General features: G+C 46.2%; 5 protein-coding genes. All 5 read right to left on the reverse strand.

Annotated elements, in window-relative coordinates:
• Positions 1-390 precede the first annotated feature (390 nt).
• The 5 genes from GF309_04285 to GF309_04305 are packed head-to-tail and all read right to left on the reverse strand — an operon-like array spanning position 391 to position 5,705.
• On the reverse strand, positions 391-1,107 hold the full coding sequence (locus tag GF309_04285; GenBank protein ID MBD3157984.1) for a hypothetical protein: 717 nt from the start codon (positions 1,105-1,107) through the stop codon (positions 391-393).
• Positions 1,107-2,231: a hypothetical protein gene (locus tag GF309_04290; GenBank protein ID MBD3157985.1), complete on the reverse strand. Its 1,125-nt coding sequence runs from the start codon at positions 2,229-2,231 to the stop codon at positions 1,107-1,109. Before GF309_04290 ends, GF309_04285 begins: the two co-directional genes overlap by 1 nt.
• Positions 2,224-2,841, reverse strand: coding sequence for a hypothetical protein (locus GF309_04295; GenBank protein MBD3157986.1), 618 nt, complete (start codon positions 2,839-2,841; stop codon positions 2,224-2,226). The genes GF309_04290 and GF309_04295 overlap by 8 nt, the downstream gene beginning before the upstream one ends.
• A gap of 2 nt (positions 2,842-2,843) precedes the next feature.
• Positions 2,844-5,387, reverse strand: a complete 2,544-nt coding sequence (locus tag GF309_04300; protein ID MBD3157987.1) for a hypothetical protein — start codon at positions 5,385-5,387, stop codon at positions 2,844-2,846.
• The gene (locus tag GF309_04305) at positions 5,388-5,705 is read right to left on the reverse strand and encodes a hypothetical protein (GenBank protein MBD3157988.1); all 318 of its coding nucleotides are present in this window, start codon (positions 5,703-5,705) and stop codon (positions 5,388-5,390) included.
• Positions 5,706-5,958 lie beyond the last annotated feature (253 nt).

A 5,958-nucleotide genomic window follows, 5' to 3' on the forward strand; every position in this document is an offset into this window, starting at 1 on the left:
AGTCAATGTGATCCCACGACTTATCATCTGTGTTACAGAGCATAATCCGATAGAACCGGAATTGCGGCGAGGCCTCTTCTCTCAGGTTATTCCAGATCTCTGCTAGTTACAGAGCATAATCCGATAGAACCGGAATTGCGGCGTCATTCTTCTGACGCTGTATCTCTGATCCTAGCTGGTACAAAATACAATCGAATAGGATTGGAATTTTAGAATCGAATCTATTCGTCTGTTTTAACAGCTAACCTATCATCCTGGAAAAAAATGGAGATTCATGGTGAACTATCGATAGGAATTTGCCAATCAAAAAATCAGCTCCTAATCTGCCATATGTTTTGACATCAAGATGATTTCAAATCAACCAATCACCCAATCAGTACTTCCAGAAACTCATTTCTTCTTCAAATATTCAGCCAGCTTCGGGGCAAGCACACCAAGATCATCTCCTGAGAGAGTAAAGGGTTCTGCAACACCCAGAATCTGCCCTGGTTCTTTTCGAACTGCCACTTCATAGTGTATAGCATTCAAACGCCCGAGTCCTATCGTCGAGTTTGCCCCGATGGCGGTATTGCCCTTTCCAAGCTCATCGAGAATGAAGAATAGTATACCAATAGGCGTGGTGTCAAGTACGTTCTTCAGCCGAAATCTCAGCTGCAATTTCAGACCTGGCGAGACTACTCTGCTGTCAAACAATCCGCCATCTTCTGCGGAGCGGCTTTTCCTGTCTATCCTGACATGAGTCCGGAGCTCGGTCGTAGAGCCTTCTAGGGCCGCGTCAGATATGTCGATAGCCCCCTGAACAGAAAGATTCCTGCCATCGTCAAGCTCCCTGGAACTGAAGCCAAACAAGACTTCGGTCCAAGTCAGGTCAACAGTCCCGAATCCTGGGATATCACATTCGATTTCACTCTTAGCCTGCGGCATCCTGTTGAACTCCGAACGCAAGACACCCTTTATGGAACTGCTACTCAAGAAGGGAACACCATCGCCGGTCCTTAGAACATCTTCTTTGTCTGCGTCCGTACCCCCAATCCTGAGTGCTGAATCAAGGATATAATGGGCTTCTACGTCGATTTCACTCCTCGTTTTGCTGTAGTCTATCTTCATCAGCGACCCTCCCAGAATACAATCTGATTCAGTTGAGAGTTTATCATAGTCTCTTGTCCGATACCTGTCAGCTCTTTTCTCGCTAGTGCTTGGTAGTCAAATGAATCTGGATCATCGACTTCATAGAAGAAGACCGAACCTGGTTGAGCTGTTCTTATCCGTGGTTTCTGAAGGTTCGTCATGAGCGACCAACCGCTGAATGACATCGTTCTCCCGAAAGACTTTGCCAGCTTGGCCCCGAGGATATTGTCAACTCGGGGCATAGAGTGATATCCATCCTCCGCTTCTAGAAGTGATGCGATGCCAGTTTTTGCAATCACCACGAAGCCGCCATACTGCCTCACACAATCAGCAATTGCTGGAGCTTTCTGGTCAATGAATTCCTCTTCGCTGATCTCCTTCTCGACGTTGTTGATTTCAACTATCCCCCAACCTCTGGATCTTCCAGCACCAAGCTGTAAGAGCTCGGTATCGGTTTCGAGTTCACTGACATAATCTTGGATTTTGCTCGATTTTACGGTGAGCTCTGTTGCTAAAGCGGCTGGATACGAGACGGTCTGCGAAAAGTAAAGCTCTCCCTCTTCCGCTGATCCAGTTGTAGAGTTGATTCCCACAGAGGGGCGCATGGAAATCCAGGGTTCCTTCAAAGGTTTTCCGCAAGAGAGACAAACGGACCCCTTGAATTGAACGCGATAATAGCTTTCTGTATGGGTTTTGCAGTATTCTGCGTGGCTTATGTCACCAGTTGTAAGAAATGAGTTTGTAGCATCATGCACTTCATCAGCCTCACTGCACAATTTGCAAGTCAGATACGTGGCAGGAGGATTCTCCAGTTCCCGTGGCTTTTCACAGTCACATTTTGGAAGCGCTGGCCCGGCACTGATTAGGGCAGGAATAATCTCATTCGAAAACTCGCACGAATCCTGCTGCTCACAATTGACACAACGTTTCGATTCGTGATACGGGCAAATCATTCTCCGAATAGATGTAAGAAAAGCACCACGCACTTTCTTGCCTGAGATAACCTTTGAAGCAGTGTGTACATTTCGTGTTGGCAGATGTTCCCTTGGAGAAACATCCGAACGCGTATCAAGCACAATTCTAAGCTTCGACAGTTCACTCATTTCCAAGCAGTGCCTCCTTCAGTTCATCAAGCTGGGCTTCTCTCTCGGGGATTGAGATTGTGACCCCCGCCTTCCGTCTGCCAATACCCGTTCGCTCGATGTACTTTATTGGCAACAAGGTCAACAAGAGATCGACATCCCCTTGCTTGCTTTTTGCTATGTAAACCGAAAATTCGAAGTTCTTTTTGGGTGCAACTTTTTCTTCGAAAAACAGCGCACCTTCTGCAGTGGATCTGGTTTCTTCATCGATTCGAATTCCTGGGATTACGTCCACTTGGTCTTCTTGTTCTACCGTCTGACTATCTTCCATGACAGCGTTTGTGACTGTAATCCGTCCTTTGCGGTCTTCAGCTCCAAAGAAGTCTCTGATGACCGACTTGTCTGACTTGTCTTCGAGATATGATTGGAGGTCTCCTTTAGCCAGTTCTCTGATTGAGGGAAGCAGACGTGTTAGATTCGCTCTCATCTTCCCCTTGAGTGTGCTTCCAGGGACAAAGGGTCGTCCGTTCAATCTTTGAACTCTGGAGACATGACGCGCTCCGAGTCCAACTACGCCGCTACCAATGTGTAAAGCATCTTGAGGTTCCAGTTTGCAGTCTATCTTCTTCATAATCAACCCCCCATCATCAACCTAGCAAGTGTTCTAGCATCCAGAACACCGATACGGTCTTCTTCATCTCCAAGTGCCAGGAGGCCGATTTTGCCATAAGTTTCTCCTGCTCGAGCTTTGGTTTCTGACCTACCAGCCATGTAAACAGAGAAGGATACACCTCTGCCCTTGGATGCATCATAGCTTGCGAGCTTGCCAGGTGTCTCTTGGATGTCCATATTCTGTACGATTTCTGAAGATGCCTTCCAGAAGTCTTCTAGGCCAGAAGCGTCCTCTTCGATCATGTTCTTTCTATAGGCTTCGTAGCGAATTGAAGCCTGCGCTATTGCTCGCATCGGATCTCCCTTTCCATACGAAACCACCGAACTCAGTACTGGATGTTTCATATCATCAAGAATGAGAGGTCGCTGCGTCAAGTTATTTCGCCTACGAAAATCGTGCACCGTCTTAAGGTCACTTGGAGCATTGAGCGAGCCTTTCATGACCTCGAAATCCAACACACCCATCGGGTCTTTACCTTCAATGGCGAAGGGTCTTGACACTTCCTTGCAATAGCTCAAGAGACTTTCAGCAGCTTGAATCATCAATCGGATTGGCTCATGAGTTGGAAATGAGATGATACCTAGAGACATACTAAGCTCTCCGCCAAGGCGTTCATAGAATGTCTGTGCAATCCGGAGGGCCAGCGGAATGCAATAGGATGCCGGACAGAGTAACATAAGATCATCTCCGCCCACGTACATCATTCCAAGCTGCAATCGCAATCCAAGCTTCTCACTTTCTTCCTTGCTTTCGGTGACACCTAGCTCGTCTAGTTCCTTCTTCGTTACTTGTTTGAGCCAGTCAAATGCATCCAATACGGTGCCCTGGAGTTCGTTAGTAAGGAGCATGTTCTTCTCAATGAGAGCGGACAGGCTCGGTACGTTCGAGATGAAGGCACCAGCCAAGTTGGCATCAGCCTTAATCATTGCAAGATCAGCCTTTTTGCTGGCCTCAATGTTCCTCATTGCATCATTTCCAGCAAGAAAGTCGAGAATATGTTCGGAGAATGTGTCCCATCCATAACCGAGAAGCTTCGAAGCATTAGGCTGATAATCTTGGAACGTGTTTCTAAATGATTCACGCAATCCGTAATCATGAACTCTCTTACAATCACTGCAGTAAGTCCGTTCGTTATCACCCACAGTGAAGAGCTCTGATGCTGGAGCTGAGCCACACGACTCACAGCGCAGTTCAATTCCGTAGTCGATCAATTTGCCTTTGGTGGCCGTCAAGTCATTTTTCATTTGGATGGTTTTGTCTCGCGCTTGGTTCAAATGGGTGATAAGAGAATCTTGTGATAGATTCCCAGAAGCATCAGTCACTGAGAATGAAGAATACGCAGCAACCATTCGCAGCTTTCCGGTTGCTTCCCGGATTCCTTGAGCCAAGCGGTCAACCAGATAATCTGCAAGTGGAGTAGGGGTAAGCAGAATGATATTGCCGCCTCCTGATGAAATCACAGCTTCTAACGGTATGCCGGTATCTCTAAGTATAGAATACAGGGATGGCATGCCTGCTTTTCTCAATGTTCTGACATCTTTCATGTAGCCATCTATGATAGAAGAGGCTCCCTTCATCTGTGGAAGTCTGTCAGTGTTTTCGATGAAATGCTGAATTCCTGAAATATCCGAAAAGAGGACTGATAACTCCCCTTCACGTTCTTCTTCAAGAGATTCTGGAGGTTTCATCGAACTCAAGAATGACCTAAGCAATGGTTCCATCTCTTCTTCGTCCATACTGAGCCATACTGATTCATCTTCGAAATCATCGGCTTCGTGAGAGGAACTTTTGTCGAGTACGGCAGCCGCAGTCTTCTTGATGGATGAATACGAAAGCCCGTACTGACTCGATTTCTCTATGCGGGATCTACCTTTATCATCGTCCTGGTCATCTTCAATTACTGCCAAAATCTCGCTTTGGAGTGATTCATTCACGACACCATCAAGAAGAGATTTGATTCTACGTGCAGCAGTATCTCCGTCCCAGTTTCCTTTTCCAGGCCGGCCAAAAATATAGAACAAGGCGGCCGCTCGAAACACAGCTATAGATTCCGTAATAGACACTTCATCCGTTTCGGAATTAACTTCCGAAATTAGTGAGCTTGTGGCCAGACCAGATGTTAACATCTGATGGCTAATGAGTCCCGAAAGATTGAGTCCCAAACGAGGGTCTGCAGGAAGTCGGTAATACTCATTCAACATATCTTTGATATGACCTATACTCGCAGAAATCTCATTGTATGACTTCTCTGTGATTGAAGCAATAGTAGAGATTGCAGCCTCTTCGTCAGCTGCGGACAATCCACTTTTCAGCAACAATACAAACGAATCACATAGATTCCACAGCTTCGTTTCACTAGTGATATCATTGAAACCAACTTGCTTGAGTGCGGCATTGAGTTTCTCGATTGCATCACTGATAATTCGCACCTCGTTTTCGACGAGCTCAGCGTGTCTGTTGTCAGGTTCTTCACCTTTCTTGACATAATAACCTCTGACCGTCATTCAGAACCCTCCTAGATGTTGTTTGAGAATCTCTGTAAGTTTCATCGGACCTTCTTCAGTATCGGGCAAATCCAAAAGATCGATTAGCTCCCTTCTTGCTCGTGGATGTAGAAAGAAGTCGAATCGAGAACCTTCTGTAATCCTGCTTCTGTTGATAGCCTCAGGCGAGCCATTCTCTGAACGCCATGTTTCAGCATACAGCTTTCCATCATCCTCAATGATGGCTACACCTTGGCTTGCGTCATCGGGTTTCTCTCTGACATGAATCGCCATTTCGTCGAGAAGAACAATGTGGAAAAGAATCGATTCCTCAGACATTCACTTATCCTCCTTTTTCCTATTCTCAGGAATGTCCAAGCCATCACCGAATTCTTTGAGAGCTTCTTTTCTCGCGGAGATGATGAATTTCTGAACACTTTTCTTTCCTTTAATCTCTCGGCCATCATCGAATTGAATTCTGGTTGGTATATCAGACACTAATCCGAATTTCTTCTTGTCATCAGATTTGTCTCTGTATCTGAAACGCCCCAAACGGAGTCGTGGGGTTGCATAGGCTGCCATGCCAATGAAA

The organism is Candidatus Lokiarchaeota archaeon, assembly GCA_014730275.1.
Taxonomy (GTDB): Archaea; Asgardarchaeota; Thorarchaeia; order Thorarchaeales; family Thorarchaeaceae; genus WJIL01.

What these genes read in the sequence shown, in the direction of transcription:
- GF309_04285 (MBD3157984.1), bottom strand. Translation starts at nt 1,107, where the DNA reads ATGAAGATAGACTACAGCAAAACGAGGAGTGAAATCGACGTAGAAGCC.
- GF309_04290 (MBD3157985.1), bottom strand. Translation starts at nt 2,231, where the DNA reads ATGAGTGAACTGTCGAAGCTTAGAATTGTGCTTGATACGCGTTCGGAT.
- GF309_04295 (MBD3157986.1), bottom strand. Translation starts at nt 2,841, where the DNA reads ATGAAGAAGATAGACTGCAAACTGGAACCTCAAGATGCTTTACACATT.
- GF309_04300 (MBD3157987.1), bottom strand. Translation starts at nt 5,387, where the DNA reads ATGACGGTCAGAGGTTATTATGTCAAGAAAGGTGAAGAACCTGACAAC.
- GF309_04305 (MBD3157988.1), bottom strand. Translation starts at nt 5,705, where the DNA reads ATGTCTGAGGAATCGATTCTTTTCCACATTGTTCTTCTCGACGAAATG.